The following is a 24,581-nucleotide window of genomic DNA, read 5'->3' as shown; positions in this document are numbered from 1 at the left end:
CGCCATGAACATGATGAGCAACAAGGAAATCGGCTTTGCCGATCTGCTGAAGAACGGCCAGACCCTGAAGGAGTGCCGCGACGGCATCATCGAGCGCACCCAGTCCACCGGCCACTACAACGGCCTCAGGAAGCTTGAATTCCGCGACAGCGATCCGATCGGCTACGAGAAGCTGTTCTCCAAGCTTCGCGGCGGCCTGGTCCATGCCCGCGAGACTGCCAAGAAGATCGCCGCGAGCCCCATCGTCGAGCAGGAAGGCGAACTCTGCTTCACGCTCTACAACGCCGTGGGCGACTGCGTGCTGACCTCGACCGGCATCATCATCCACGTGGGCACGATGGGGGCGGCGATCAAGTACATGATCGAGAACAACTGGGAGGCCAACCCCGGCATCAATCCCGGTGACATGTTCACCAACAACGACTGCTCGATCGGCAACGTCCACCCCTGCGACATCGCCACCATCGTGCCGATCTTCTGGGAAGACAGGCTGATCGGCTGGGTCGGCGGCGTCACGCACGTCATCGACACCGGCTCGGTGACGCCGGGCTCGATGTCCACAGGTCAGACGCAGCGCTTCGGCGACGGCTACATGATCACCTGCCGCAAGACCGGCGTGAACGACGAGCCGTTGCGCGACTGGCTGCACGAGTCGCAGCGCTCGGTGCGCACTCCGAAGTACTGGATCCTCGACGAGCGGACCCGGATCGCCGGTTGCCACATGATCCGCGACCTCGTCGAGGAAGTGATCCGGGCCGACGGCATCGAGGCCTACGAGAAGTTCGCCTACGAGGTCATCGAGGAGGGTCGCCGCGGCCTGCAGAGCCGGATCAAGGCGATGACCTTGCCCGGCAAGTACCGCAAGGTCTCCTTCGTCGACGTGCCCTACAAGCACGAGGACGTGCAGGTCTCCAACGCCTTCGCCAAGCTCGACTCGATCATGCACTCGCCGGTCGAGATGACGATCAGGCCCGACGGCAAGTGGCGCCTCGACTTCGAAGGCGCGAGCCGCTGGGGATGGCATACCTTCAACGCCCACCAGGTGGCCTTCACGTCGGGCATCTGGGTCATGATGTGCCAGACCCTCGTGCCGACCCAGCGCATCAACGACGGCGCCTACTTCGCGACCGAATTCCGCCTGCCCAAGGGCACCTGGTGCAATCCGGACGACCGCCGCACGGGCCACGCCTATGCCTGGCACTTCCTGGTCTCCGGCTGGGCGGCGCTCTGGCGGGGCCTGGGCCAGTCCTATTTCAGCCGGGGCTACCTGGAAGAGGTCAACGCCGGCAATGCCAACACCTCGAACTGGCTGCAGGGCGGCGGCATCAACCAGGACGGCGAGATCCATGCGGTGAACAGCTTCGAGGCAAGCTCGTGCGGTACGGGTGCCTGCGCGGTCAAGGATGGTCTCAACCATGCGGCGGCCATCTGGAACCCCGAAGGCGACATGGGGGACATCGAGATCTGGGAAATGGCCGAGCCGCTGCTCTACCTGGGTCGCAACGTCAAGGCCAATTCGGGCGGCTACGGCAAGTACCGCGGGGGCTGCGGCTTCGAGACGCTGCGCATGGTCTGGAACGCCCAGGACTGGACCATGTTCTTCATGGGCAATGGCTTCATGAACAGCGACTGGGGAATGATGGGCGGCTACCCCTCGGCCACAGGCTATCGCTTCGAAGCGCACAGCACCGGGCTTGACAAGCGCATTGCGCAAGGCGACTCCCTTCCGCTGGGCGGCGACCTCGATCCGAGCCGTCCGGACTACGAGAACCACCTCAACGCGACGGCCGAGGTCAAGCGGGACAAGCAGTGCATCACCACCGAAGACTGCTATGCCAACCACGACCTGTACTTGAACTACTTGCGTGGTGGCCCGGGGTTTGGTGATCCGATCGACCGCGAGCCGAAGGCCATCGAGGCGGACCTCAACCAGAAATTCCTGCTGCCGGAATATGCGCAGAAGGTGTACGGCGCCGTCTTCACGCAGGACGCCCAAGGGGTGTACACCGTGGACGCGGCCAAGACGCAGGCGCGTCGCGCCGAAATCCGCAAGGAACGTCTGGCCCGCTCGGTTCCTACCCGTGAATGGATGAAGGAAGAGCGCGAGCGCATCCTCAACAAGCATGCCTCGACCCAGGTCCAGCACATGTTCGCCACCAGCTTCGCGCTGTCCGAGAAGTTCACGCGGCAGTTCAAGGACTTCTGGAGCCTGCCGGACGACTGGAAGCTGCTCGAAGAGGAACTGGGCGTGCCGTCCTACGGCGCCAAGCACCGCATGGACCTGTCGCTGCTGCCCGACGTCAAGACCGTCGTTCAGGTCGAAGAGTAATCACGCCATCAAGGAGTCACGAAATGTCCAACTACACCAACGAACAGGTCGCGCATCTGGTCGACGGTTCCCTCGACTGGGAAACCACCTTCCGCATGCTCTCCATGCCCAAGGACCACGGCCGCTTCGAGCAGTACCTCGCCGCCTTGCAAGCCCGGGTCGGCTTCAAGGACCGCATCATCCTGCCGCTCGGCCCGCACCTCTATATCGTGCAATCGGCCAGTACCTTGCAATGGGTGACGCAGTGCGATTGCGGCCACGTCTTCTGCGACTACCGCGACAACTGGAAGCTGCACGCCAGCATCTACGTGCGCGACACCGAGGAGGCGATGACCGAGGTGTATCCCAAGCTGATGGCACCGGATACCCAGTGGCAGGTCTATCGCGAGTACTACTGCCCGACCTGCGGGGCCATGCATGACGTCGAGGCCCCGACGCCCTGGTACCCGGTGATCCACGACTTCGAGCCGGACATCGAGGCTTTCTACAAGGATTGGGTGAAGCTGCCGCTTCCGGCACGCGCGAACTGAAGCTGCGGCGCTGAGTCACGGGGCGGTGCATGGCGCCGCCCCTGCTCTATGATGATGAGCACAGGCCGGGTCACACGGCCATTGGAGACCAGCATGACGTCCAGCGGCCAGGATTTGTTCTCGAACCCGCGCGACGAGGCCACGGTGATGGCAGCATGGGCCTCATTCCTGACCGGCGACGAGCGACCCGCCGAGGCGCTGCGTACCCTGGTGGACGCCTCATGGCAGCGTTGCCTCGAGGCGCAGGTCGACCCTCGTGCCCGCAGCGGTCCGCTACCGCTGTCCGATGGCGATCTCTACCTGCTTCGCGAACGCCAACGCGAGCTGCTCGAAGCGAGCGCACCCGTCATGGCCTGCGCACGCGACTTCCTTGCTGAAACTGGCACGCTGATGGCTTTGGCCGATACGCGCTGCACAATTCTCAGTACCGAGGGCGACATGCCCGCGATCGACTCGGCCGAGACCATTCACCTGATGCCCGGCGTCACCTGGTCCGAGGGCATCTGCGGCACCAACGCGATCGGCACCGCGCTCGCCGTCGGGCAGCCGGTGCAGATCCACAGCGCCGAGCACTTCTGCGAGGGCATCAAGCGTTGGACCTGCTCGGCAACCGTGCTGCGCCATCCACTCGACGGCGAGGTTGTCGGCGTGCTGGATGTATCCGGCCTGTCTCAGACCTACAACCGGCATACGCTCGCACTGGTCGTCACGGCAGCCAGCCGCATCGAAACCCGTTTGGCGGCGAGCGAAATGGAGCGCCGTTATCGCTTGCTCGAACACGCGATGGGGAGACTGACCTGCAACGACGGCGTGGTGCTGTTCGACCGGCGCGGCAATCCGATCAAGGCAAACGAGCATGCGGCATTGGCGATCGACGCGGCCGGTGGCGGCATCGATCTCGCGAGCGGCCGGCGCATGCCGGAGTTCGCGGCCGGACGCCTGGGCCGACCTGCGCAAGGCATGCTTCCGCCGTGGGTCCAAACGGAGTGGCTGGAGCCTCTGGTGGTCAAGGGCGAACACCTCGGTACGCTGCTGATCGTCCCGCGGCGGCAGGCAGTGGGCCATCGCATCGCGCCCGCGTCGGCAACCCGCACGGGCGGCGATTCCGACAGCTTCGCCGGCATTGTCACGGACGATCGAGGCCTGCGCGATGCGATTGCAAAGGCCCGTCAACTCGCGCGGACCCGCACGCCGGTGCTGCTGCTCGGGGAAACTGGCGTGGGGAAGGAAGTGTTCGCCCGCGGCATCCACGGCGGCAGCGGCGGACCGTACGTTGCACTCAACTGCGGAGGACTCTCACGCGAACTGCTGGCCAGCGAGTTGTTCGGTTATGCCGACGGCGCGTTCACCGGCGCCCGCAAGGGCGGGATGATCGGCAAGATCGAGGCCGCCAACGGGGGCACCCTGTTTCTCGACGAGATCGGCGAGATGCCACTGGACATGCAGCCCAATCTCCTTCGCGTGCTCGAACAGGGCGAGATCTATCGGCTTGGAGAGAACGCGCCGCGCCGCGTGAGCTTCCGGCTGGTCGCCGCGACACATCGCGACTTGCGCCAGGAGATCGCGGCCGGCCGCTTCCGCATGGATCTCTTCTATCGGATCGCGGTGACCAGCCTTCGCATACCGCCGCTGCGGGAGCGACCGGGAGATGTCGAGTTGCTCGCACGCTTCTTCCTGGAGCGATTCCGCAGCGAACAGGGCTCCGGCCCCACGGAAATCGCCGTCGATGCGCTGCGGGCCCTGCAAGCCTACGCATGGCCGGGCAACGTACGCGAGCTTCGCAACCTGATCGAGGGCGCGGTGCTGCTGTGCGACGGCCCAAACCTGACGCGCGACAAACTGCCTGCCGAGTTCCTGGAATGCCTCGGTGCCGCCACGCCCGTACTTGGCGGCACCGGCGATATGGTGTCCAGCATGGCAGAAGGGGAAGAAGTCCTCATTCGGCGAGCCATCGGCGCCAGCGACGGCAATCTCACCTCGGCCGCACGCCGGCTGCAAATCGCCAAGAGCACGCTGTACGCCAAGATGCAACGGTACGGGATCTCGCGATAGCCGATCTTGGATGAGGTGAGCAGCTCAACGGCAACTGGGGGCGAAAGATGATGCATTGCGCTTCCGGCCGCCACAACCAAAGAAGAAAGCCGAGGATCGAAGTCGCCCGCATGTGCGCGCCTGCCTGACGCACGCGCCGAGCCCGGCGCAGGCAGTGGCGCGACACGGTTATCAACTCGAACCTGGTTATCGAATAGGCAGGTGTCGGTTTCCCTTCAATCTGTCACTTCTGATCTTTCAATTGGCACTGATGGGCCTTTCAACAACGAACTGATGTCAAGGCTCGACCCCAACGATGTCGACACGCTTGATCGTCTGCTCGAGAGCCTTGAATCGCAGGCGACGGTCATGGCCAAGCGTGAACGCTGCGCCCCAATGGAATTACCATCCGGACGGGTGTTCTGACCTACGTTGATGAGGCAAGCGAACGGCGCGCTTGACTCAGAGCGGGCGACGGAAGCTCTTCCTCGGGTTCGTCTCCCGATGCCTCAAGCAGATGGAACGTCTTTACTATTCTTCACGGCAGTGCACGGTGGCGTGATCGACCATCACCCCGCGCTCGGCCATCATCTCCTCCAGGTTGCGCAGACTCAACGGGTAAGCCGCATACCAGCGCACGCACACCAGGATGACCTCAAGCGGATAGTGCAGCCGCTTGAGCACCTTGCGCAGCGTCGACGCTTCGAGTTGGAGGTGCAGCGGGACCATCACCAATTCTCGCCGACACCGCTATTGCGACAGATCCAGTGCTCAAGCGATGCGCGCCAGAACGATCAACACGATGGTCACAGTCACGGCCCCGCCGATGCGCGTGGCAATCTGCGCGAAAGGCATGAGGGTCATGCGATTCGCGGCGGTCAGGATGGCGACGTCGCCGGTGCCGCCTTGACCGCTGTGGCATGCGTTCACGATCGCGGCCTCGATGGGGTACATGTTGAGCCAGCGACCCACGATGGCGCCAGTGGCCATCAGCGTCGCGACCGTCGAGACGATGGTGATGAGGTTGGGCAGCGTGAAGGCGGCCATCAGCTTGTCCCAGGGCGTGAGCGAGACTCCGATCGCGAACAGCAGCGGATAGGTCACGGCCGTCGAGAAGAACTTGTAGACCACGTGCGCGCCGCTTTGCAGTTGCGGCGAGACGGCCTGCGTCAGTTTCACGATCACCGCCAGGAACAGCATCGCCACCGGCGCGGGCAGGCCGAACAGCCGTGAGCACATGATGCCCAGCAGGTAGAGCACGAGCGCCGTGATCCCGGCGGCCGCGATGTGCGTCACGTCCATGTGGCCGGTGATCTCTTCCTGCCGCGGGTCCATGTCTTCGTGCTCGCCCGGCTGCAGGCGGCCCTCGCCGGTGAGATGCGGCATCTTCTTGCCGACGTAGTTGAGGGTGCCGGCGAGGATGATGGCGGTCAGGCTGCCCAGCATCACCGGCGGCAGCACGGTCGCGAATAAGGTGCCCTGGTCCTGGTGCAGGATCTCGGCGTAGCCGATCGACAGCGGAATCGCGCCTTCGCCCACACCACCGGCCATGATCGGCACGACGATGAAAAAGAAGGTGTGATACGCACCCAGGCCGAGCAAGGTGCCCACCAGCGTACCGACGGCACCAGCCGCCACGGTGCCGGCCGCGAGCGGAACGAAGATCTTCAGGAAGCCCTTGATCAGCACATGACGGTCCATGCCCAGGATGCTGCCGACGATGATCGAGGCGATGAACAGGTAGAGGAAATTGGTCTGCTTGGTGAAGTCCATCGTCACCTTGATCACGTCGGCCGGCAGCAGGTGGTAGTACACCATCGCGGACGGAATGAAGGTCGCGAAGATGGCGGCCGCGCCGATGCTGCGCAGCACCGGCAGCCGCTTGCCGATCTCCGCGAAAGTGAAGCCGAAGAACGCGAACATCACGATGGCCAGCGAGATCTCCCCCGGCAGCTTGCCGCTCGCGACGAACCCCGCGATCAGCAGGCCCGCCAGCACATAGACGGGCAGCGGAAGGATGCCGATGCGGATCTCCATCAGTTTCCACCAGCCCTGCGGCCAGAAGCCCTGCTTCTTGGATGGCTCGTCGTCGGGTCGAACGCTCTGGACAGCCGAAGTGGTGCTCATGATGTCTCCTTGTGTCTTTGAATGAGTTTTAGGTTTCAGGCAACGAACCTGCAAATCGATGCCGCCGTGCGCGTGTCCATGTTGCGGCCGCGGTTCAGGTGATCGTCGATCTCGGCGGCGCAGCCGAGCATGCGCGGGTAGAGGAAGATGGTGAAGGCCGCGGTTTCCAGGTCGGCCTCGCCGATCTCACCGGCCTGCAGCGGCTTCCAGAGCATCTTGAGGAGCAGCGCGGCGATCACCGCATCGATGTTCACGCAGTAGACGTTGCGCGAGACACCCGCGTCGAACAACTGCTGCACCAGCGCGCGGTAGAAGGCGTGGAACACGTTGGAATCGCCGCGCTCCTCGAACAGCCTCGCGATGAACACTTCGCGCGGGTCGTGATTCACCGGCCTGTCCTTGAACACCGGGTGGTTCACGCCCGGCAGCTTGGCGATGTCCAGGCTGCCGGCGGTCTTCTTCTGCTGCTTGTACTGCGCGTAGCGCTCGACCGCCTTCGCAGCCAGGGCTTGGAGGTCCACGCCGTGGTCGGGGCGGCCGGGGTCTTTAAGGCCGGTGTCCTTGAACTGCTCGACGAGATAGGCGATGCCCTCGTAGCCGTTGCCGCCGTGCGCATAGCCGGTGTGGGTCAGGAAGCCGATCAGCGTCTTGTTGAGCTGCACGCGCTCGGGTTGCTCGGGCCCATCGGCCGACACCGCGCCCTTGGCGCCCTGCGCGGAGATCGCGCCGGGGCCGTTGGTCAGGAGCAGGCCGACCAGGGTCTGGAAGGCGAACAGGTCATCTTCCCCCGGGATGCGCCCCAGCAGGGCGGCGAAGGCGATCTCGCCGAGCTTCAGGTGTCCGAGCATCTGCTCCGGCTCGATGCCGCTGAAACGGTCCGGCGCGTGCCTCGACACATCGGCCGAGGCCCCGATGAGCGTGCCGAACAGCTGCAGCCACCAGGGGAAGTTCTCCGCCGTGGCGCGCGAGATGCGCTTGCGGCCGAGCGGCCCCCACGCCAGCGTGGCGCTGATCGCGGCCAGTACGGCGGCCTCGGTCGGATGTCCCGGCAGGCTGCGAAGCCAGCGCAGGAACACCGAGCGAGCGCCCCGCGCCTGCACGCCGGCCAGCAGTGCGTCGGCTCGCGCATCGGGCGCGGCCGCCGTCAGGCCCGCCTGGCCGCCCGCATCGACCAGGCCGACGTCGAAGCTGTCGCTTAGGGAGGCGCCGAACTCCGTGCCGAGCCCCGCGGCATGGAAGCGCTCGAGCATGAACTTGAGCACCCCGCGCGCGGCCTGCTGGCGGCGCGGCCCGACGATCGCCGCCGCCGCGGCCAGAACCGCATTGGGCGCATTGCCCGCTTCACGGCTCGCCTGGGCGGCGGCCAGTTCGGGCCGGCCATGCAGGTTGATGAAAGAAGCCACCGCGGGCGCGATCAGCTTGCGGTCGTTCTCTCCGCCCGCATCGTGCACCAGCGCCAGCGCGATGTTCGACTCCAGCGACAGCGTCGCGGCATGCAGCATGCTGGTGCCGTGAAGGCTGCTGACCTGTGTCTTCGCATCCATCTGCGAGGCGCCCGAGGCGTCCTTCATCGGCTGGCGCGGCACCACGCCGCCGATCTGCGTGTTCAGCAATGCCACCTGCTCGTTGTAGGGCGCGAGCGCCTCCACCACCGGCAGCCGCAGCTCGTCGGGCAGCGCCAGGCCCTCGTCGGAACCGAACCAGGGCTTGAGCGCGAGGTTTCCCTCGGCCGCGAAGTCGGGCATCGTCGCGTTGGCACGCATGACGGCCGTGAGCGCGGCGGGAATGTGCGCAATGTTGGTGACCACCGCCCCCTTGGCCGAGAACACCGGCTGCTCGGGCGTGAAGATCGCGTCGACGCCGAACTTCTCCATGAACCAGCGTTCCTTGGCCAGCGCATCGTCCGAGCCGCCTGCCATCGCGCCGGCGTGGCCCACGGCGCGCGTGAGCTTGCTCTTCCAGCGCCCGACCACGCAGGCCACGACCGGCTTGGTGAAGGTCGCGTCGTACTCGTAGTAGCCACCCGGCTCGCAGTACAACACTGCCGCCTTGCTGCGCGCGTCATTGGCCAGCGCAAACGCGAACTCGGGCGCCGCGTAGTGGATATAGACGTCCTTGCCCGACGAGATCACGGTGGTGGTGCCCCACCCGCCCATGCGCAGGTACTGTGCGATGGTGGTGGAGAAGCCGCCGGAGTTGGAGAAGATCGCGATGGAGCCCGGGCGCAGCGAATCGCCGGGCTTGTCGCCACCAAGCGCGCCGCCGATTCGCACCTGGTTCCACGAGTCGGCGACGCCCAGCCCGTTGGCGCCGAAGATGTCGATGCCGTTCTGCTGCCCCATGGCGCGGATCTCCCGCGCATCATGCACCGAGATCTTTTCGGTGATGATGAAGATCTTGCGCAGGTCCGGATTGACGCGGATCAGTTCGGCCACGCCGTCGCGCGCAGCCGAAGGCGGCAGGTACACCACGCCGCAGTTGAAGCGATGGCCCGCGGCGAGCGCGTCGCGCACGTTGTTGTAGACCGGGATGTTGCCGATGGCGGTCTCCAGCACCGCGCCGCCTTTGCCCGGCGCCGTGCCGCATACGACATTGCCGCCCGAGTACACATGGCTCACAGGTGTGACGTCGCTCGATTCGCCACCGAGGATGTTGAGCACGCACACACGATCGTCGCGCGAGGCGACCTGCGTGAGCGAGCTGATGCCGACGTGGTACTTGAAATCGCCCACGCTCGGACGTTGAAAAGTGCTTGGCATGTGTCTTCTCCTCAGGCTGCCGCGACGGCAGGTTCGATTCCCAGGCGTTGCGCGACTTGCGCACGTCCGTCTCCGCGCATCCAGTGGTCCACCTTTTTGGCGTACTGGATCACCTCGCTCATGTCGGAATCGAAGCCGAACAGGCGATACGGCAGGCCCAGGGCGTCGCAGGTGTCGCGCAGCGCGCCCATGCCGCGCACCAGGTTCGGCCCGCCGCGGCCCACCACCACGTACAGCGGTGTCGGCCCATGCGCGCTGAAGTGCTCGCGCAGCGCATCAGCCATCGCGCGCAGGGTCTCGAAAATGTCGGTGTTGTTGCTCTTGCCGCCGATGATGAAAAGCACGTTGGCCTGCTTGAGCCAGTGCTTGAAGCAGATGCGCGCCACTTCCTTCATCTTCTCGTAGGGCGGATTGCCGCCGAAGTCGGAGCTGATGATGGCCGCGTCGCCCAGCATCTCGGTGACCAGCGAGTTGGCGCCGCCGCCGAACGTTGGCGCCAGCACGGTGCCCTGGTCATTGATGACGTACACATCGCTTTGCCCCTGGTGCGTGCGCAGCGTGTTGATCTCCTGCTCGAAGTTGGAGTAGTCGGCGGCGAACAGATGCGGCGGCAGATTGAGCCGCAGCCAGCGCGGGTCATCGCGGTCGAACCCGCACTTGAAGTCGCAGGCCACAGGCGTCAGTCGGCCCTTCTTGTCCTGGCGCATGCGGATGGGGTTGAGCTCCAACGTGGTCATGCCGAAGTTGTGGAACAGCTCCCACAGCTTCGGCAATTGCTGCACCAGCGGCGAGATGATTTCCTTGGGTGCACCGATCTCGGTCAGCGCATTGGCCACGACGAAGGCCTTGAGACCCGTGAGCGGATCGAAGGGCACCTGCGCCACATGCTTCTTGTCGATCTCCTCGATGTCCATGCCGCCCATGTGCGTGAGCGTCATGGTGGGGGCGCGGAAGTGCGTCGAATCGCTGATCGAGAAATAGACCTCGTGCTCGGCCGGAACCCCCGCCTCGAAGGTCACGCCGTTGGCCTTGGCCTTGACGTTGCCTACCGCGTGCTCGGCGAAGTAGAGCCGCTCCTTCTCTGCTAGTGCGGTCTGCAGGTCCTTGGCCCGACCCAGCAGGCCCGCCTTGCCCTTCTTTCCGATGCCGCCCTTGAACACGGGCTTGATGAAGATCAGGCCGTACTTGTCGATGAGCGCCTTGATCTCTTCCTCGCTCGCCCCGGGGCCGAGGACCTCGGTGGCAGGGAAGCCCACGAACTCGAGCAGGCGTGCGCCGTGCAACATACCGGTTATCTGCATGGAAATGTCTCCTTTCGGTGTCGAAACCAGGGGTGGCATCGAAGTGCCACCGGACACCGATAGGTTAGAAAGCGGCAGCTTTCTGCCTGCTTTCAGCTTTGCCGAGCCGGCCGAGGGTATACCCGTATATCCTAGACAGCGCGCGACGCCTCTCCAGGCGTCGGCTGGACGGGCGTGTCGAAGATCACGTCGACCGCGAGACCGATGCCGCCCGCCGGCGTTCGCATTTCCAGCCTCGCGCCCATGCGTGCAACGAACTCCTGCACGATCGGAAGCCCCAACCCGCTTCCGCCGGAATCGCCATCGTGGATGCGATAGAAGCGCTCGAACACCCGACCGCGCAGCGCCTCAGGGATTCCGGGGCCGTTGTCTTCCACGGTCAGCACGAGTTGCGGCCCGCGCGCTTGCAGGCGCGTCGTGACGATTCCGCCCGGCCGGGTGTAGCGGATCGCGTTGTCGACCAGGTTGACCACGACTTCGCGTACGGCCAAAGGATGGCCAAGCACGTCCGAGCTTGCATCGGCCGAGGACTCGAAACCCAGATCGATGTTCCGCGCTTGCGCATGACCGGCCAGGTCCTCGTGGACCCGTCGGACCACGGCGTCCAGCGCGATGACGGACCTGGGGAGCATCCCCTGCTCGTCCGCCTCGGCGGTGGAGAGCGTCAGCAGTTGGTTGACGAGGCGCGTGGCCTGCTGGACGGTGTCGCGCAATGCCTCGAGCGATTCGGTCTTGGCCTTGGGATCGTCTTCACGCAACGCGTAGCTGAGCTGCGTCGTGATGACCGTCAACGGCGTGCGCAGCTGGTGCGAGGCGTTCTGGATGAACACACGTTGGGCTTCGGCGAACCGCTCCAGTCGGCCCGCATAGTCGTTGATGGCAACCACCAATGGGGAGAGCTCGACAGAGAGATCGGTCAGCGCGAGCGGTTGCAGTTCGCCGGGCGCACGCGCGAGCACGGCATCTCGCAGGCGCAATAGCGGCTTCAGTCCCTGGCGCAGGCCGAGCAGGATGAGCGCCGACGTCATCGTCAGGATCACCGCTTGCTGCAGGATCGCGTGCGACCAGAGGTCTGTGGTCAAGGCATCGCGGCCGTTCAGGGTCTGCGCGATCTCGACGGTGACCGCCTCGATGTCCTGGGCCCCGACCACAGGTTGCGAATAGGCGACCACGCGCACGGGCTGGCCCCGCACCGACGCGTTGAAAAAATAGGGAACCTCCGGCTGCAGCAAGCTCGTCGGCAGCCCGAGCTCGGCATAGCCCGTGATGAGGCGTCCGTTGGAGCCGGTGACACGGTAGAGGATCTGGTCCACATCGCGAGCCTCGAACAGCTCCAGCGCCGCGGGGGGAATGTGCTCCCTGAAGCTGTCGCCTTCGATGTGCACCTGCTCCGCGACGATGCGCGCCGAGCCCAGCAGCAGACGGTCTTGCACCGCGACAGCTGTGCGTCGGGCTTCGCGGTGGCTGATCCATGCATCGACCGCCACCGCGCCGGCCAGGGGCAGCATGACCCAGGCAAGCAGGCTGGCACGCAGGCTGAGCTTCATCGGCTGCGCGGCGCGAGCATGTAGCCGAGGCCCCGCAGCGTGACGATCGTCGCGTTGCTCGACTCGAGCTTCTTTCGCAGACGGTGTACGTAGATCTCGATGGCGTCGCCGGAGATCTCTTCGTCCATCGAGAACAGGCTCTGCGCGAGTGCCGCCTTGGCCACGGTGGTGCTCATCTTCATGGCCAGCACTTCGAGCACGGCGCGCTCACGTGGCGTGAGCGAAAGGGGCTTGCCGGCCAGCGCGAAGTTGCGGGTATTGGTGTCCAGCACGAGGTCGCCGCAGGTGACCAGCGGATTCGCCAGCTTCGACGAGCGGCGCAGCAGCACGCGTATGCGCGCTTCGAGTTCCTCCACGTCGAAAGGCTTGGCCACGTAGTCGTCGGCGCCGCTGTCCAGCTCGGCGACGCGGCTCTGGAGCCGGTTGTCGGCCGTCAGGACGAGCACGGGCGTGCGGTCGCCACGTGCGCGCAGCCGGCGCAACACCTCGGCGCCGTCGAGTTCTGGCAACGCCAGGTCGAGGATCACGAGATCGTAGGTCTCGGTGCGCAGGATGCCGTCGGCCGCGGCCCCGTTGTCGATCCAGTCCACGATGTACTGGGCCTTGCGCAAGGTGCGCGCGAGCCATTCGCCGAGCGACTTGTTGTCTTCCACGAAAAGGATTCGCATGACCCCTCCTCAGCGCACACCGGTGACGTAGTCGTTGGTATAGGTGCGTGCCAGGTCGACCGCCTTCCCGCGCACCGACTGGCTCGTCACATTCAGCACCTTGAGCACCGTCGGCGGACCGTCCGGCGGCATGACTCCGTCCGAAATGAACATCGACTTGCTGGCTGCCAGCGCCGAGACGTAGATCTTCCGGTCAGCGCCGACAACACTGGCCGGCAGCAAGGCGGCGATCTCCTCTGCGGAATGCGCGTCGATGTACCGCAGGGCCTTCACGAACGCATTGACGAGGCGTTGCGTCTGGTCGCGATGCGTGTCGATCCACAGCGCGGACAGGTACAGACAGGCGCCGGGATAGTTGCCACCGATCGCGGCGACCGACGACGCGGGTGTGCGCAGGTCGATCATCAGGTGCGCCTGCCCTGCCGCGACCAGGCTCGAGATGGCGGGCTCCGTGGTCATGCCTGCATCGATGCGGCCGTGCCTCATCCCCTCGACAAAGGCCGATGACGATTCGAAGGTGATGAAATTCATCTGGCTGATCTTGACGCCGTTGATGAGGCCAAAGTACTGCGTCAACAGTTGCGTCGACGAGCCGAGTCCTGCCACTCCCAAGGTGCGGCCGGCGAGGGCTGCTGGGGAACCGAGCGGCGGGAGCTTCGAACTGCTGACGAGGGCCTCTCCCGGCGCGCGGCTGAACTGAACGACCGAGCGGACGAACTTGCCCTTGGCCTGCAGCACAATCGTGTGGTCGTAGAAACCCACTACGCCCTGCACGGCGCCTGCGAGGAGCTTGTCCTCAGCGCGCACACCTGAGGTGTCGTTCTGCAATTCCACCTCCAGGCCTTGCTCGGAGAAATAGCCGAGGCGCTGTGCCAGGACTGCGGGCAGGTAGATCTGCTTGTCGATTCCTCCGACGACCAGGCGCAGGACTTCCGCGCCGGCTTGCTCTGGGAGACAACAGGCGATTAGCCATGCGCTTGCCACCAACAGCAGCTTGGCCGAGGATCGAACTCGCATTCGGTAGAGGCGCGAATGTCTCGTCGTTGGGTCCATGCGAAAGATCGTCGAGTTGCCGCAGCACGTCAGTACAGCACGCTCGACAACGGGCTTCCATCTGGAACACCCTAATGAACCAAGTGAGGATCAGGGCGCCTGCGCATGTGAGGGGGCTTGACTTGCCCTCTCGAACCCGGGCAAAGGCTATATCTGACTCCTCGCCAGTACGACATCCTATGAAGAGATCTACAGACCTTCATCCAAGTACGGAGCCGGCATGGTGACAAGGGCCTAGCCGCCGCGTGGTTACCAGCGGCCAAGCCAGTGCCTGCGACAGGCGATTGAGATCCGCCGGCTAGCCCTGAACAGATGGCGCCACATCACCATCCGCTTCGCCTGCGATCGCACGATCGCACGATCGCACGACGGCGGGACGGCGCTGCCGGAGACCGTGGTCGCCTGCGATCGCACGATCGCACGATCGCACGACGGCGGGACGGCGCTGCCGGAGACCGTGGTCTGGCACCCGAACGGCCAACCTGGCACATAGTATCATCTGATGATATAGTTAGACATGAAACGCGATGCCGCCATCGACACGCTGCTTGACCTCCATGAATCGGTCCTCGATCAAGGGAGCGGCTACTGGATCAAGCTGGAGGCATGGCGCGTCGAGGTGTCCAAGCAGATTCCTCACGGCATCCGGTACTCGCTCACGCTGCACGAACCGTAGGGCAACCGCATCTTGGGTTACGACAATGCCCATGCCGTCAAGCCACCCAAGAAGTTCAAGTACGCGGGTCGAATCTTGGCGTTCGACCACAAGCACCGGCATGTCTCGGACAAGGGTGTGCCTTACGAATTCAAGGACGCGCAGCAGTTGTTGGAAGACTTTTTCGCGGACGTGGATCGCGTCCTGCAGGAGGTAAGCAAGCCATGAAATTCATCGTGATCGGCATCATGCCCCAAGAGAAGATTCGTCAGCGCGTGCTGGCCATCGCACGCGGCGACTACAAGCCCAAGTCGAGCGAGCCGAAGATCTGGTTCACCTCGATGAAGTCGTTGGCCGAAGTGTTGAGCGACGACAACCGTGCCTTGCTGCATGTCATCGCCGAGACGGCACCCGAATCGATCTCGGCGCTGGCCCAAGCCACGGGGCGTAAGCCGGGCAACTTGTCGCGTACGCTCAAGACCATGTCCAACTACGGCATCGTCGATCTCAAGCGCGAGCGCAACATCGTGCGTCCCGTCGCCAAGGCCACCGAGTTCCGTATCGTCGCCGCATAGGTGTTGCCGCCGACGGGGTTTGGGCTAGCCAATTCACTCACGCATTGGCTTCATCGGGCTCTTCTTCTACGGGCAGTTTGAAGACCCCTGCCCCGGCCGCGCGCTCGAGCAGCTCCAGGCTGATGGATTCGATCTTCTCTCGGAACGCCAACTCGGCCGCCTGAGCCAGTAGGGTCGTGATCCTCCCGGTGAGTCCTCCGCTGAACGCCATCAGTTTCTGAATCATCTCCTTGTCGCCGAACGGTGATGGCCGAAGCAGCGGCAGGAGGCGACCGAAGCTCACGACCGACGACGCTGCCATCGGATTCAACACGAACGATTGCCACCAGCCGGTTGGCGGCAACGGCAACAACGTCAGCAAGCGCCAGGAACTGACCCATCTCCATCGACTCGCAGGTGAGTCCGAACCTGGTAACAGATTGAAGCGGTCAAATGCAAGGTTGTGCCAATTGAAAGGCCCAAACCCGCCTTGATTCCGGACTCCGCTCCACCCGGGTCAGTGAGCAGATGCTCACGACCAATGCCCCGTAGGTAGAGCACGCTCCTCAACTGGCACTGACAGAATGAAAGAGCGGAAGTGACAGATTGAGGGGAAACCGACACCTGCTGCCGGGGACGATTCCGGGCTGAGCGCCCAGTTGGGGACGGGCTGCTCGGCGGCAGTCCCTTTCACTGCGACTTGAATTCGTCCGCGGCGATGCCCAGCTTGCGCAGCTTGTCATGCAGCGTCTGCCGCGCGATGGCCAGCGCACTGGCCGTGGCCGGCTGGTCGCCCTGGTGCCTGCGCAGGGCCTCGACGATGACCGCGCGCTCGAAGGCCTCGACCTGCTGCGGCAGTCCCCGCGGCAGGGGGGACATTTCCTCGGCGCCGAGGCGGGTCTGCGTGAGGCGCTCGCCCAAGAGGCCCAGCACGAACCGGTCGGCCACGTTGCGCAGCTCGCGCACGTTGCCGGGCCATGCGTAGGCCATCAGGTCGGCCACCTGCGCGCCGCTCGGGATCGGCGCCGGGCGCTCGTAGCGCGCGGCGGCCAGCAGCGTGAAATGCTCGAACAGCAGCGGGATGTCCTCGCGCCGCTCGCGCAGCGGGGGCAGTTCGATGAAGGCGACACCGAGCCGGTAGTACAGGTCGGCCCTGAACTTCTGCCGGTCGCTCATCTCCTTGAGGTCTTCCTTGCTCGCGGCCACGACGCGGCAGTCGAATGGAATGGCGCGGTTGGAGCCGATGCGCTCGATCGAGCGCTCCTGCAACGCGCGCAGCAGCTTGATCTGCACCGCCATCGGCATGCTCTCGATCTCGTCGAGGAACAGCGTGCCGCCGTTGGCGTATTCGAACTTGCCCACGCGCACGCGGTTGGCGCCGGTGAAGGCGCCGGCCTCGTGGCCGAACAGCTCGCTCTCGGCCAGGGCCTCGGGCAGACCGCCACAGTTGAGCGGCACGAAATGCTGGCTCCGGCGTTCGCTGTGGTCGTGCAGGCAGCGCGCGACGAGCTCCTTGCCGGTGCCGGTCTCGCCATAGATCAGCACGTCGGCCGAAGTGCCGGCCAGCGTCATCACGGTGCGGCGCACCTGCTGCATCTGCATCGATCGTCCGATCAGCGCCGCCTGGATGCCTTGCCAGTTCTCCAGCGCGGCATGCAGCGCGCGCACCTGCAGCGTGAGCTGGCGCCGCTCCATCGCGTGCCGCACGGTGGCCACCAGCCGCTCGGAGCTGAACGGCTTCTCGATGAAGTCGTAGGCGCCCTCGCGCATGGCCTGCACGGCCATGGCGATGTGGCCATGGCCGGTGACGAGGATGACGGGCAACTCCGGATCGGCCTCGTGCAGCTCCAGCAGCCATTCGTTGCCGCTGACGCCCGGCAGGCGCACGTCGCAGACCACGATGGCACGCACGCCGTAGCTGATCTGAGGTCGCGCACGCTCGACGCTGGCGAAGGCATCGACCTCGAAGCCGGCCAGGGTCAGCACCTGGGTCGTGCTGATCCGGACGTCTTCGTCGTCCTCGACCAGCAGCACGCGGATGGCAGCGGTTTCGCTCACTTGCGGATCACTCCTCTTGCGCAACAGGAACGCCTTGCATGGCGGCCGGCAGGTCGACGACGAAGCAGGCACCGCCCTCGGGCAGGTTCGCGGCAGTCAGCGTGCCGTCCATGGCCCGCACCGATTGTGCCGAGATCACGAGGCCCAGGCCCAGCCCGGTCCCGGCGGGCTTGCTGGTGACGAAGGGCTCGAACAGGCGCGGCAGGATGTCCGGCGGAATGCCCGGCCCGGTGTCGCTCACGCGCAGGATCACGCGGCCCGCCCGTGGCCGTGCTTCCAGCCGCAGGGTGCGCCGCGGCGAAGCCTGCATGGCATCGATGGCGTTGCGCATCAGGTTGACGAGCACGCTGCCCAGCGCAGCCTCCTCGGCCATGACCGCCAGGTCGGCAGGCGCCACGTCGACCTGGATGACGATCCCGTGGCTCCTCGCGGCCTCGGACACGATGAGCTGCGCATCGGCCAGCGCCTGCGACAGCGCCACGGGCGACAACGGAAGCTCGCTCCTGTGGGCGAAGGTCTTGAGCTGCGAGGTCAGGCGCGCCAGTCGATCGACCATGCCGCGGATGCGCTGCAGGTTGCCGCGCACGTCGTCGAAGCGGCTCTTGTCGAGCAGGATGGCGGCGCTTTCCGAGAGGGTGCGCATGGCCGTGAGCGGCTGGTTCAGCTCGTGCACGACGCCGGCCGAGATCTGGCCGAGCGCCGCCATCTTGCCCGCATGCACCAGCTCGCCCTGGGCCGCGCGCAGTTCGGCGGTACGCGCGACCACCGTGGATTCAAGGGAGTCGTGTGCCGCCTGCAGCGCGGCCTGGCTGGCCAGCTTCTGCCGCACCGCGCGACGTCGCTGCCGGAGCGTCACCGCGATCAGCAGCAGGACCGCCATCGCCAGGCTCGCGGTGATGGCCGCATAGCGCGCGCCCGCGCGCACCGGCGCCAGCGGGTCGAGCACCAGGAGCTGCCACGGCGCGCCGCGCAGCGTGCGCGTGGAGGCGAGCTGGTCCACGCCGTCGAGCGAGATCACCTGCACGTTGCGCGCCAGGACCTCCTTGAGCCGCCACTGCAGCGGCTGCAGGCTCGCCTCCCCGTAGGGCCGCGAGCGCTGCACCTCGGTGCGCTGCGCCGCATCGAGCGGCCACAGCGGACGGAACTTCATGTCCTCGCGCGTGGCGAGGATCACCACGCCGCGCTCGTCCACCAGCGCGACGTCGCCCGGCAGCTTGCGCCAGCCGCGCTCCGATTCCTCCAGGTTGACCTTGACGGCCACCACGCCGCGCGCGGCCCGGTCGCGACGCAGCGCGTACGAGAGGTAGTAGCCGGGCTTGCGGCTGGTGATGCCCACCCCGTAGAAGCGGCCCTTGCCCTGTTGCAGCGCTTCGATGACGTAGGGCCGGAACGACAGGTCCTGGCCGACGGTCGTCCCGGGCCGGTCCCAGTCGGACGCGGCAAGCGACGTCCCGGAGACGTCGAGCACGTAGAGCATCTCCGCGCCCGCCGTGGCGTTGACGCCGTCGAGGTAGCGGTTGACCGCATCGCGCAGGCCCGCATCCGACGGCGCACCGAGCAGCGCCGGCACGATCGGCGTCATCTCCATCAGCGCCGGCAGGTATTCGAAGCGGGCCAGGTCGGCATCAAGCGCGGTCGCCAGCATGTCGAGCCGATGGTCGGCGGCCTCGCGCAGGCGCGCCAGGCCGTTCTGCATGGCCAGGTAGTGGCCGGCGGCCGCGGCCAGCGCCACCAGCGCCAGCGCGCTTGACCAGCGCGCCACGCCACGCCAGCGCCGCCGGGTCTGCGCGGGCAGGTCGAGGCGTCGGACCGGCTGCGGTGAAGTCATCCGGGCCTTATTGCACATGGCCGCGGGCACCGCATCGGTGGCTGCCCCATGGCGATCGCGGGGATCATCGGTCGAGAGGCTCAATGCAGCTTGACGTGGGGTTCGGTGCGCCGCGTGATGAGGCGGGCGATCGTGTCCAACGACACCTTGGCGACGCCGTGCAGGGCCAGCTCGTGCATCTTGTAGAGCGAGACATACATCAGCCGGGCGAACAGCCCTTCGATCATCAGGCTGCCACCGATCAGGCCGCCCATCATGTTGCCCACCGTGCTGAATTCGCCGAGCGAGACCAGTGAGCCGAAGTCGCGGTAGCGGTAGGGCTTGAGCGCCCTGCCCTCGATGCGCCGACGTATCTGCGCCGCGATGTGCGAGGCCTGCTGGTGCGCCGCCTGCGCGCGCGGCGGCACCAGCCCGCCCTTGCCGCCATTGGCCTCGGGCCAGTCGCAGGCCGCGCAGTCGCCGATGGCGAAGATGTCGGCATCGCGCGTCGTCTGCAGCGTCGGCAGCACAACCAGCTGGTTGCTTCGATTGGTCTCGAGCCCGGCGATGTCCTTCATGAAATCGGCGGCCTTCACGCCGGCCGCCCACACCACCAGCTCGGCGGGCAGCGTGCGGCCGTCGGCCAGTCGCACGCCGTCGGGCAGCACCTCGGCCACCTTGGCGGACGTAAGCACGTCCACGCCCAGCTCGTGCAGCAGTGCCTCGGTGGCGGCCGACATGCGCGGCGGCAGCGCGGGCAGCACGCGGTCGGCAGCCTCGATCACGCTGACCTGGATGTCCTTCTCTGCATCCACGCGGTCCAGCCCGTAGGCCACCACCTCACGCGTGGTGCGATGCAGTTCGGCCGCCAGTTCCACGCCCGTGGCGCCCGCGCCAATGATCGCCACGTGCAACTGTTCGGGCCGCAGCGGCGTGGCCTGCGCATGCGCCCGGATGCAGGCGTTGACCATGCGCCGGTGAAAGCGCTGCGCGTCCGCCTTCGATTCGAGCCGCAGGGCGTGCTCGCGCACGCCGCGCGTCCCGAAGTCGTTGCTGAGGCTGCCGATGGCAAGGACCAGCGTGTCGTAGCCGAAGGACCGCGCAGGTGTGACCAGGCGGCCCTCGTCGTCCAGGTAGGGCGCCACGATCACCTGGCGCCGCTCGCGGTCGATGCCGGTCAGCTCGCCGAGCCGGAACCGGAAGCGGTGCCAGTGCGCCTGCGCGAGATAGTCGACCTCGTGCGCGCTCATGTCCATGCTGCCGGCGGCGATCTCGTGCAGCTTGGGCTTCCAGACGTGGGTGCGGTTCTTGTCGATCAGCGTGATCTCTACCTGGCCGCGCTTGCCCAGCGTGTCGCCCAGGCGCGTGGCCAGCTCCAGGCCGCCTGCACCGCCGCCGACGATGACGATGCGGTGCCGCTGCGCGGTGCCGTCCGCGGTCGGCGCTTCGCTCTTCGCAGGCATGGGGCCGGCTCAGCGCAGTTGGGCCACCGGCATGTGCGTGTCGACCTGGTCCAGCACGGCCTCGGGTGCGTCGGCCGCAACAGGCGACTCGTTGTCCAGGACCTGCTTCATCCGCACCGTGTCCAGGTCGTGGGTCCATTTGGCGACCACGACCGTGGCGACGCCGTTGCCGATCAGGTTGGTCAAGGCGCGGGCTTCCGACATGAAGCGGTCGATGCCCAGGATCAGTGCCAGACCGGCCACCGGCACGTGGCCCACGGCCGACAGGGTGGCCGCCAGCACGATGAAGCCGCTGCCGGTCACGCCGGCCGCGCCCTTGGACGTGAGCAGCAGCACGAGAAGCAGCGTGATCTGCTGCATCAGCGTCATGTCGGTGTTGGTGGCCTGCGCGATGAACACGGCCGCCATGGTCAGGTAGATCGAGGTGCCGTCGAGGTTGAAGGAATAGCCGGTCGGGATCACGAGGCCGACCACCGACTTCCTCGCGCCCAGGTTCTCGAGCTTGGCCATCATGCGCGGCAACACCGATTCGCTCGAAGAGGTGCCCAGCACGATCAGCAGTTCTTCCTTGATGTACTTGATGAACTTCCAGATGCTGAAGCCATGCGCCCGCGCGATGGCGCCGAGGACGACGAAGATGAAGAGCAGGCAGGTGGCGTAGAAGGTCGCCATGAGCTGGCCCAGTTGCAGCAGGGAGCCGACGCCGTACTTGCCGATGGTGAACGCCATGGCCCCGAATGCGCCGATCGGTGCCACTTTCATGATGTAGCCGACGATGACGAACAGCACGTGGGAGAACTTCTCGATGAAGTCGAAGACCAGCGTGCCGCGGCCGCCGAACTTGTGCAGCGCGAAGCCGAACATCACGGCGAACAGCAGCACCTGCAGGATCTCGCCCTTGGCGAACGCGTCGACCACCGTGCTCGGGATCACGTTCATCAGGAAGTCGACGGTGCCCTGCATCTGCCCGGGCGCCGTGTAGGCGGCGATCGCCTTGGTGTCGAGCTGGCTCACGTCGACGTTCATCCCGGCGCCGGGTCGCACGATGTTGATGATGACCAGCCCCACCACGAGCGCGATGCTGCTGACGATCTCGAAGTACAGCAGCGCCAGGCCGCCGGTCTTGCCGACCTTCTTCATGTCCTCCATGCCGGCGATGCCCACCACCACGGTGCAGAAGATGATGGGCGCGATGATCATCTTGATCAGCTTGATGAAGCCGTCGCCCAGCGGCTTCATCGCCGCGCCGGTCTGTGGGTAGAAGTGGCCCAGCAGGACGCCGATGACGATCGCGGTGATGACCTGGAAGTACAGGGACTTGTAGAAAGGCTTGGGTACGGGTTGGTGGTCCATGGGGGTCTCCTGGAAGTTTTCAGAATCCGGTGGCGCGGGGGTTCGCGAGGGCCGCGCCGCGCTGCGAGTTGGCATCGACCACCGCCAGCGCCGTCATGTTGACGATGCGGCGCACGGTCGATGACGGCGTGAGGATGTGCGCCGGGCGCGCCGCGCCCAGCAGGATGCCGCCCACCGTGATGCCGTTGCCCGCGGCCACGCGCAGCAGGTTGTAGGAAATGTTGGCCGCGTCGACGTTGGGCATGACGAGCAGGTTGGCCTCGGTGCTCAGCGCGGAGTCGGGGAACTCGTGGTCGAGGATGGGCTTGGACAGCGCCGCATCGCCGCGCATCTCGCCTTCGACCGCGAGCTGCGGATCGCGCGCCTTGATGAGGGCGAGCGCCTCGCGCATCTTCACGGCCGAAGCCGCGTCGGAACCGCCGAAGTTCGAGTGCGACAGCAGCGCCACGCTCGGCGTCACGCCGAAGCGGCGCACCTCCTCGGCCGCCAGCAGGGTGATCTCGGCGATCTGCGTCGCGTCCGGGTCGCGGTTGACGTGGGTGTCGCAGATGAAGAGCTGTCGTCCCGGCAGCATCAGCATCTGCATGGCCGCCATGGTCTTTGTGCCCGCACGCAGGTCGATCACGTCGCGCACATGGCGCAGGTGATCGCCGTAGGCTCCCAGCGTGCCGCACAGCATGGCGTCGGCCCGCCCATGGCGCACCAACATGGCGGCGAGCAGCGTGCCGCGGCCGCGCATCTCGGTCTGCGCGACCACCCGGGAGACACCTTCCCGGCGCTTGAGCTGGTAGTAGGACTCGGCCGCATCGCCGTACACCGCCGGGTCGAGCGGGTCGACGCATTCGCAGTCGGTGCCCGGCACGAGGCGCAAGCCGTACTGCGCGATGCGCTCGGCGATCACCTCGGGCCGCCCCAGCAGCAAGGGGCGCGCCAGGCCCTCGTCGACGACCACCTGCGCAGCGCGCAGCACGCGCTCGTCCTCGCCCTCCGCGTAGACCACGCGCTTGGGCGACTGCTTGGCGGCGGCGAACAGCGGCTGCATGCTGCTGCCGGACTGATAGACGAACTGCGACAGGCGCTGCCGGTAGGCCTTCATGTCGGCGATCGGCCGTGTCGCGACGCCGCTGTCGGCCGCGGCCTGCGCCACCGCGGGCGCGACCGCCTCGATCAGGCGCGGATCGAAGGGCTTGGGAATCAGGTAGTCGCGGCCGAAGCGCAGGCCAACCGCGCCATAGGCCTGCGCCACCACCTCGGGAATTTCCGCATGCGCGAGCCCGGCGATGGCGCGCACGGCTGCGAGCTTCATCTCCTCGTTGATCGTGGTGGCGCCGACGTCGAGCGCGCCGCGGAAGATGAATGGAAAGCACAGAACGTTGTTGACCTGGTTCGGATAGTCCGACCGACCGGTGCCGAGGATGGCGTCGGGACGCACGGCCAGTGCGTCTTCCGGAAGAATCTCCGGTGTCGGATTGGCCATGGCCAGGATGATCGGATCGCGCGCCATCTCCTTGACCATCTCGGGCTGCAGCACGCCACCGGCTGACAGGCCGAGGAAGATGTCGGCGCCGCCGATCACATCGGCCAGGTTGCGCGCCGAGGTGTCCTGCGCATACCGGGCCTTGTTCGGGTCCATCTGCTCCTTGCGGCCGGCATAGACCACGCCTGCGCTGTCGGACACATGAATATTGCGCATCGGAAGGCCGAGGCTCACGATCAGATCGAGGCAGGCCAGTGCCGCGGCGCCGGCGCCCGAAGCCACCAGCTTCACCTCGCGGATGTCCTTGCCGACATGCTCGAGCGCATTGAGGATGGCCGCAGCCGCGACGATGGCGGTGCCGTGCTGGTCGTCGTGGAAGACCGGTATCTTCATGCGCTCGCGCAGCTTCTTCTCGATGTAGAAGCACTCGGGCGCCTTGATGTCCTCGAGGTTGATGCCGCCGAAGGTGGGCTCCATGCGCGCGATGGTGTCGATGAGCGCATCGGGGTCGTTCTCGTCGAGCTCGATGTCGAACACGTCGATGCCGGCGAACTTCTTGAACAGGCAGCCCTTGCCCTCCATGACCGGCTTCCCCGCCAGCGGGCCGATGTTTCCGAGGCCCAGCACGGCCGTGCCATTCGTGATGACGGCCACCAGGTTGGCGCGCGAGGTGAGGTTCATGGCCTCGGCCGGATCGCGCGCGATCTCCATGCAGGCTTCGGCCACGCCGGGGGAATACGCGAGCGCGAGATCGCGCTGCGTGGCCATCGGCTTGGTCGGGGTCACCGAGATCTTGCCGGGCGTGGGATAGCGGTGGTAGTCGAGTGCGGCTTCGCGCAGGGTGTCGGACATGGGGTCTCCGTGTAGAT

Annotated in this window: 19 protein-coding genes and 1 pseudogene; 7 read left to right on the top strand and 13 right to left on the bottom strand. The window is 66.0% G+C overall.

Annotated features, from left to right (window positions below):
* Positions 1 to 4: 4 nt before the first annotated feature.
* From BLW05_RS28110 to BLW05_RS35590, 4 genes are all read left to right on the top strand, one after another.
* Positions 5 to 2,329 carry a hydantoinase B/oxoprolinase family protein gene (locus BLW05_RS28110; RefSeq protein WP_093166872.1) on the top strand — a complete coding sequence of 775 codons (2,325 nt, stop codon included), beginning with the start codon at positions 5 to 7 and terminating at the stop codon, positions 2,327 to 2,329.
* A 23-nt stretch (positions 2,330 to 2,352) separates the two neighbouring features.
* Positions 2,353 to 2,859 (top strand): acetone carboxylase subunit gamma, encoded by a 507-nt coding sequence (locus tag BLW05_RS28105; RefSeq protein WP_093166871.1) that lies wholly within the window; start codon positions 2,353 to 2,355, stop codon positions 2,857 to 2,859.
* A 93-nt stretch (positions 2,860 to 2,952) separates the two neighbouring features.
* Complete coding sequence (locus BLW05_RS28100; protein WP_093166870.1) at positions 2,953 to 4,911, top strand: sigma-54-dependent Fis family transcriptional regulator; 1,959 nt, start codon at positions 2,953 to 2,955, stop codon at positions 4,909 to 4,911.
* 201 nt (positions 4,912 to 5,112) lie between these two features.
* Entirely contained in the window at positions 5,113 to 5,316 is a 204-nt protein-coding gene (locus BLW05_RS35590) for a hypothetical protein (protein WP_143044940.1), read from the top strand.
* Positions 5,317 to 5,436: 120 nt separating this feature from the next.
* Here BLW05_RS35590 and BLW05_RS28095 read toward each other — a convergent pair.
* The 7 genes and pseudogenes from BLW05_RS28095 to BLW05_RS28065 form a co-directional block, all read right to left on the bottom strand.
* Positions 5,437 to 5,619, bottom strand: a pseudogene (locus BLW05_RS28095) (IS6 family transposase); the annotation flags it as partial.
* Between the two features lie 42 nt (positions 5,620 to 5,661).
* Positions 5,662 to 7,017, bottom strand: a complete 1,356-nt coding sequence (locus BLW05_RS28090; protein ID WP_093166869.1) for a 2-hydroxycarboxylate transporter family protein — start codon at positions 7,015 to 7,017, stop codon at positions 5,662 to 5,664.
* A 35-nt stretch (positions 7,018 to 7,052) separates the two neighbouring features.
* Positions 7,053 to 9,776, bottom strand: coding sequence for a CoA-binding protein (locus tag BLW05_RS28085; protein ID WP_093166868.1), 2,724 nt, complete (start codon positions 9,774 to 9,776; stop codon positions 7,053 to 7,055).
* 11 nt (positions 9,777 to 9,787) lie between these two features.
* On the bottom strand, positions 9,788 to 11,077 hold the full coding sequence (locus BLW05_RS28080) for an ATP citrate lyase citrate-binding domain-containing protein (RefSeq protein WP_093166867.1): 1,290 nt from the start codon (positions 11,075 to 11,077) through the stop codon (positions 9,788 to 9,790).
* Between the two features lie 131 nt (positions 11,078 to 11,208).
* A complete protein-coding gene (locus tag BLW05_RS28075; protein ID WP_093166866.1) occupies positions 11,209 to 12,624 on the bottom strand; it encodes a sensor histidine kinase in 1,416 nt (471 codons plus the stop codon).
* Complete coding sequence (locus BLW05_RS28070) at positions 12,621 to 13,292, bottom strand: response regulator (protein WP_093166865.1); 672 nt, start codon at positions 13,290 to 13,292, stop codon at positions 12,621 to 12,623. Before BLW05_RS28070 ends, BLW05_RS28075 begins: the two co-directional genes overlap by 4 nt.
* 9 nt (positions 13,293 to 13,301) lie before the next feature.
* Complete coding sequence (locus BLW05_RS28065) at positions 13,302 to 14,345, bottom strand: ABC transporter substrate-binding protein (RefSeq protein ID WP_256330535.1); 1,044 nt, start codon at positions 14,343 to 14,345, stop codon at positions 13,302 to 13,304.
* A gap of 517 nt (positions 14,346 to 14,862) precedes the next feature.
* On the opposite strand from BLW05_RS28065, the gene BLW05_RS36590 reads away from it, so the two are divergent.
* From BLW05_RS36590 to BLW05_RS28055, 3 genes are read left to right on the top strand one after another with little or no spacing between them, the layout of a single operon-like run.
* A complete protein-coding gene (locus BLW05_RS36590; protein WP_256330534.1) occupies positions 14,863 to 15,021 on the top strand; it encodes a hypothetical protein in 159 nt (52 codons plus the stop codon).
* Positions 15,022 to 15,033: 12 nt separating this feature from the next.
* Positions 15,034 to 15,228: a toxin-antitoxin system TumE family protein gene (locus BLW05_RS36585; RefSeq protein WP_256330533.1), complete on the top strand. Its 195-nt coding sequence runs from the start codon at positions 15,034 to 15,036 to the stop codon at positions 15,226 to 15,228.
* Positions 15,225 to 15,575 (top strand): HVO_A0114 family putative DNA-binding protein, encoded by a 351-nt coding sequence (locus BLW05_RS28055; protein ID WP_093166863.1) that lies wholly within the window; start codon positions 15,225 to 15,227, stop codon positions 15,573 to 15,575. Before BLW05_RS36585 ends, BLW05_RS28055 begins: the two co-directional genes overlap by 4 nt.
* Positions 15,576 to 15,612: 37 nt before the next feature.
* Here BLW05_RS28055 and BLW05_RS28050 read toward each other — a convergent pair whose 3' ends face one another.
* The 6 genes from BLW05_RS28050 to BLW05_RS28025 all read right to left on the bottom strand — a co-directional run bounded on the left by BLW05_RS28050 (position 15,613) and on the right by BLW05_RS28025 (position 24,564).
* Entirely contained in the window at positions 15,613 to 15,936 is a 324-nt protein-coding gene (locus tag BLW05_RS28050; RefSeq protein WP_093166862.1) for a hypothetical protein, read from the bottom strand.
* A gap of 308 nt (positions 15,937 to 16,244) precedes the next feature.
* Entirely contained in the window at positions 16,245 to 17,612 is a 1,368-nt protein-coding gene (locus BLW05_RS28045; RefSeq protein WP_093166861.1) for a sigma-54-dependent transcriptional regulator, read from the bottom strand.
* Between the two features lie 7 nt (positions 17,613 to 17,619).
* Positions 17,620 to 19,440, bottom strand: a complete 1,821-nt coding sequence (locus BLW05_RS28040) for a sensor histidine kinase (protein ID WP_093166860.1) — start codon at positions 19,438 to 19,440, stop codon at positions 17,620 to 17,622.
* 80 nt (positions 19,441 to 19,520) lie between these two features.
* Positions 19,521 to 20,882 (bottom strand): NAD(P)/FAD-dependent oxidoreductase, encoded by a 1,362-nt coding sequence (locus tag BLW05_RS28035; RefSeq protein WP_093166859.1) that lies wholly within the window; start codon positions 20,880 to 20,882, stop codon positions 19,521 to 19,523.
* A gap of 9 nt (positions 20,883 to 20,891) precedes the next feature.
* The gene (locus tag BLW05_RS28030) at positions 20,892 to 22,235 is read right to left on the bottom strand and encodes a dicarboxylate/amino acid:cation symporter (protein WP_093166858.1); all 1,344 of its coding nucleotides are present in this window, start codon (positions 22,233 to 22,235) and stop codon (positions 20,892 to 20,894) included.
* Positions 22,236 to 22,254: 19 nt separating this feature from the next.
* The gene (locus tag BLW05_RS28025; RefSeq protein WP_093166857.1) at positions 22,255 to 24,564 is read right to left on the bottom strand and encodes an NADP-dependent malic enzyme; all 2,310 of its coding nucleotides are present in this window, start codon (positions 24,562 to 24,564) and stop codon (positions 22,255 to 22,257) included.
* Between the last annotated feature and the right edge of the window lie 17 nt (positions 24,565 to 24,581).

Source organism: Variovorax sp. YR216, from assembly GCF_900107745.1.
Taxonomy (GTDB): Bacteria; Pseudomonadota; Gammaproteobacteria; order Burkholderiales; family Burkholderiaceae_C; genus Variovorax.
This window is presented reverse-complemented; position numbering and strand designations above follow the sequence as displayed.

Coding starts and splice junctions, on each gene's coding strand:
- BLW05_RS28030 (WP_093166858.1), bottom strand. CDS start 22,235: ATGGACCACCAACCCGTACCCAAGCCTTTCTACAAGTCCCTGTACTTC.
- BLW05_RS28025 (WP_093166857.1), bottom strand. CDS start 24,564: ATGTCCGACACCCTGCGCGAAGCCGCACTCGACTACCACCGCTATCCC.
- BLW05_RS28055 (WP_093166863.1), top strand. CDS start 15,225: ATGAAATTCATCGTGATCGGCATCATGCCCCAAGAGAAGATTCGTCAG.
- BLW05_RS28110 (WP_093166872.1), top strand. CDS start 5: ATGAACATGATGAGCAACAAGGAAATCGGCTTTGCCGATCTGCTGAAG.
- BLW05_RS28075 (WP_093166866.1), bottom strand. CDS start 12,624: ATGAAGCTCAGCCTGCGTGCCAGCCTGCTTGCCTGGGTCATGCTGCCC.
- BLW05_RS28090 (WP_093166869.1), bottom strand. CDS start 7,017: ATGAGCACCACTTCGGCTGTCCAGAGCGTTCGACCCGACGACGAGCCA.
- BLW05_RS36590 (WP_256330534.1), top strand. CDS start 14,863: ATGAAACGCGATGCCGCCATCGACACGCTGCTTGACCTCCATGAATCG.
- BLW05_RS28085 (WP_093166868.1), bottom strand. CDS start 9,776: ATGCCAAGCACTTTTCAACGTCCGAGCGTGGGCGATTTCAAGTACCAC.
- BLW05_RS28080 (WP_093166867.1), bottom strand. CDS start 11,077: ATGCAGATAACCGGTATGTTGCACGGCGCACGCCTGCTCGAGTTCGTG.
- BLW05_RS28035 (WP_093166859.1), bottom strand. CDS start 20,882: ATGCCTGCGAAGAGCGAAGCGCCGACCGCGGACGGCACCGCGCAGCGG.
- BLW05_RS28105 (WP_093166871.1), top strand. CDS start 2,353: ATGTCCAACTACACCAACGAACAGGTCGCGCATCTGGTCGACGGTTCC.
- BLW05_RS28065 (WP_256330535.1), bottom strand. CDS start 14,345: ATGGACCCAACGACGAGACATTCGCGCCTCTACCGAATGCGAGTTCGA.
- BLW05_RS28070 (WP_093166865.1), bottom strand. CDS start 13,292: ATGCGAATCCTTTTCGTGGAAGACAACAAGTCGCTCGGCGAATGGCTC.
- BLW05_RS28040 (WP_093166860.1), bottom strand. CDS start 19,440: ATGACTTCACCGCAGCCGGTCCGACGCCTCGACCTGCCCGCGCAGACC.
- BLW05_RS28100 (WP_093166870.1), top strand. CDS start 2,953: ATGACGTCCAGCGGCCAGGATTTGTTCTCGAACCCGCGCGACGAGGCC.